General features: G+C 67.3%; 1 protein-coding gene. It reads right to left on the reverse strand.

What is annotated here, in order from left to right; translation table 11 throughout:
* On the reverse strand, positions 1–477 hold a 477-nt coding region (locus XH79_RS02710), incomplete at both ends, for a VCBS domain-containing protein (protein ID WP_271580728.1).

Below are 477 nucleotides of genomic sequence, written 5' to 3' on the forward strand. Positions count from 1 at the left end.
CCCGCGCTCACCGTCGGGTTGTCGTTGCTGCCGGTGATGGCAAAGTTGACCGCCGTCGAGGCGGTGCCGGTGCTGCCATCCTTGACGAAGACGCTGAAGTCGTCCGACACGCTCGCACCCTGCGCCAGGGCATTGCTGTCGGTATCGTTGTTGTCGAGCGCATAGCTCACCACGCCGGTCGCGGTGGTCAGCGTCGCCGTGCCATACGTTCCGGTCTTGGTGTAGGTCACCCCGCCATCGCTGGTCGCCCAGCCATCGGAGGTCAGCGCCGCGCCATCATAGCTCGCCGCATCGCCCGTATCGAAGTCCCCCTTCGTCAGCGTGATCGATGCATTCGCCGCGCCCGTCGTGCCGACGCCCGCCTCCACCAGCGGCACGCTCTGCGCACCCGCGCTCACCGTCGGGTTGTCGTTGCTGCCGGTGATGGCAAAGTTGACCGCCGTCGAGGCCGTGCCGGTGCTGCCGTCCTTGACGAAG

Source organism: Bradyrhizobium sp. CCBAU 45389 (assembly GCF_028128625.1).
Lineage (GTDB): Bacteria > Pseudomonadota > Alphaproteobacteria > Rhizobiales > Xanthobacteraceae > Bradyrhizobium > Bradyrhizobium liaoningense_B.